Origin of the sequence: Metasolibacillus fluoroglycofenilyticus, from assembly GCF_003049645.1 — a bacterium.
Taxonomy (GTDB): Bacteria; Bacillota; Bacilli; order Bacillales_A; family Planococcaceae; genus Metasolibacillus; species Metasolibacillus fluoroglycofenilyticus.
In genome coordinates this window covers 1-1,754 of the sequence record NZ_PYWK01000012.1, presented here as the reverse complement: position 1 = coordinate 1,754, position 1,754 = coordinate 1, and the positions used below count along the sequence as shown (strand labels likewise).

At 53.8% G+C, this 1,754-nt stretch carries 18 tRNA genes; all 18 read left to right on the top strand.

Going from position 1 to position 1,754, the window contains the following annotated elements:
- Nucleotides 1-50: 50 nt before the first annotated feature.
- The 18 genes from C9J36_RS16970 (at nt 51) to C9J36_RS16885 (ending at nt 1,713) form a co-directional block, all read left to right on the top strand.
- Nucleotides 51-126, top strand: a tRNA-Lys gene (locus C9J36_RS16970).
- Nucleotides 127-144: 18 nt separating this feature from the next.
- Nucleotides 145-229 (top strand) — tRNA-Leu (locus C9J36_RS16965).
- Nucleotides 230-266: 37 nt separating this feature from the next.
- A tRNA-Gly gene (locus C9J36_RS16960) sits at nt 267-341 on the top strand.
- A 6-nt stretch (nt 342-347) separates the two neighbouring features.
- A tRNA-Leu gene (locus C9J36_RS16955) sits at nt 348-436 on the top strand.
- A gap of 9 nt (nt 437-445) precedes the next feature.
- Nucleotides 446-522, top strand: a tRNA-Arg gene (locus C9J36_RS16950).
- Between the two features lie 8 nt (nt 523-530).
- Nucleotides 531-607: transfer RNA gene (locus C9J36_RS16945), tRNA-Pro, on the top strand.
- A 29-nt stretch (nt 608-636) separates the two neighbouring features.
- Nucleotides 637-712 (top strand) — tRNA-Ala (locus tag C9J36_RS16940).
- A gap of 18 nt (nt 713-730) precedes the next feature.
- Nucleotides 731-804: transfer RNA gene (locus C9J36_RS16935), tRNA-Met, on the top strand.
- A gap of 6 nt (nt 805-810) precedes the next feature.
- Nucleotides 811-887: transfer RNA gene (locus C9J36_RS16930), tRNA-Ile, on the top strand.
- Nucleotides 888-906: 19 nt separating this feature from the next.
- A tRNA-Ser gene (locus C9J36_RS16925) sits at nt 907-999 on the top strand.
- 43 nt (nt 1,000-1,042) lie between these two features.
- Nucleotides 1,043-1,119 (top strand) — tRNA-Met (locus tag C9J36_RS16920).
- A 3-nt stretch (nt 1,120-1,122) separates the two neighbouring features.
- Nucleotides 1,123-1,198, top strand: a tRNA-Asp gene (locus C9J36_RS16915).
- Nucleotides 1,199-1,212: 14 nt separating this feature from the next.
- Nucleotides 1,213-1,288 (top strand) — tRNA-Phe (locus C9J36_RS16910).
- A gap of 7 nt (nt 1,289-1,295) precedes the next feature.
- Nucleotides 1,296-1,366, top strand: a tRNA-Gly gene (locus tag C9J36_RS16905).
- 8 nt (nt 1,367-1,374) lie between these two features.
- Nucleotides 1,375-1,451 (top strand) — tRNA-Ile (locus tag C9J36_RS16900).
- An 11-nt stretch (nt 1,452-1,462) separates the two neighbouring features.
- A tRNA-Asn gene (locus C9J36_RS16895) sits at nt 1,463-1,537 on the top strand.
- 5 nt (nt 1,538-1,542) lie between these two features.
- Nucleotides 1,543-1,633 (top strand) — tRNA-Ser (locus C9J36_RS16890).
- A gap of 8 nt (nt 1,634-1,641) precedes the next feature.
- Nucleotides 1,642-1,713 (top strand) — tRNA-Glu (locus C9J36_RS16885).
- Nucleotides 1,714-1,754: the final 41 nt, after the last annotated feature.

The window sequence follows — 1,754 nt, the reverse complement described above, 5'->3', positions numbered from 1 at the left end:
ACTTGTAATCAGTAGGTCGTGGGTTCGACTCCTATCGCCGGCACCATTTTGAGCCATTAGCTCAGTCGGTAGAGCATCTGACTTTTAATCAGAGGGTCGAAGGTTCGAGTCCTTCATGGCTCACCATCAAAGACCAAAATTCTTGCGGGTGTGGCGGAATTGGCAGACGCACTAGACTTAGGATCTAGCGCCGCGAGGCGTGGGGGTTCGACTCCCTTCACCCGCACCAATAAAAACAAACCTGTCAGAATAAAAAAATAGCACATGCGGAAGTAGTTCAGTGGTAGAACACCACCTTGCCAAGGTGGGGGTCGCGAGTTCGAACCTCGTCTTCCGCTCCAACATGTGCCGGGGTGGCGGAACTGGCAGACGCACAGGACTTAAAATCCTGCGGTAGGTGACTACCGTACCGGTTCGATTCCGGTCCTCGGCACCATTTAAAAAAGCGCCCGTAGCTCAATTGGATAGAGCGTCTGACTACGGATCAGAAGGTTATGGGTTCGACTCCTGTCGGGCGCGCCAAAAAAGTTCGGGAAGTAGCTCAGCTTGGTAGAGCACTTGGTTTGGGACCAAGGGGTCGCAGGTTCGAATCCTGTCTTCCCGACCATGTACAACCAACGGGTAGTAAAAAATTATGGGGCCTTAGCTCAGCTGGGAGAGCGCCTGCCTTGCACGCAGGAGGTCAGCGGTTCGATCCCGCTAGGCTCCACCAACCATAAGTAAAGATCCTGGCGGCGTAGCTCAGTTGGCTAGAGCGTACGGTTCATACCCGTAAGGTCGTGGGTTCGACCCCCTCCGCCGCCATCTTAAGGACCTTTAGCTCAGTTGGTTAGAGCAGACGGCTCATAACCGTCCGGTCACAGGTTCGAGTCCTGTAAGGTCCACCATTTTAAACGTTCGTATAACGGAGGAATACCCAAGTCCGGCTGAAGGGATCGGTCTTGAAAACCGACAGGCGGGTTAAACCGCGCGGGGGTTCGAATCCCTCTTCCTCCGCCATCTTTTAAGAACAACTAAAATTGGTGAACAACATATTGATTATCGCGGGGTGGAGCAGCTCGGTAGCTCGTCGGGCTCATAACCCGAAGGTCACAGGTTCAAATCCTGTCCCCGCAACCAAAAGGTCCCGTGGTGTAGCGGTTAACATGCCTGCCTGTCACGCAGGAGATCGCCGGTTCGATCCCGGTCGGGACCGCCATTTTAAAAAAAGATGGGTCAGTAGCTCAGTTGGTAGAGCATTAGACTGAAGCTCTAAGTGTCGGCGGTTCGATTCCGTCCTGACCCACCATTTCTACGCGGGTGTAGTTTAATGGTAAAACCTCAGCCTTCCAAGCTGATGTCGTCGGTTCGATTCCGATCACCCGCTTCTAAATAGGGCCTATAGCTCAGCTGGTTAGAGCGCACGCCTGATAAGCGTGAGGTCGATGGTTCGAGTCCATTTAGGCCCACCATAAAAGCGTATTCCGAAGTAGCTCAGTGGTAGAGCAACCGGCTGTTAACCGGTTGGTCGCAGGTTCGAGCCCTGCCTTCGGAGCCAATTTTGGGGAAGTACTCAAGAGGCCGAAGAGGCGCCCCTGCTAAGGGCGTAGGTCGGGTAACCGGCGCGAGGGTTCAAATCCCTCCTTCTCCGCCAGCAACGAAGGCCCGTTGGTCAAGTGGTTAAGACACCGCCCTTTCACGGCGGTAACACGGGTTCGAATCCCGTACGGGTCATTTAAAAAGCAGTGCATGTCATAGGACGTGTACTGCTTTTT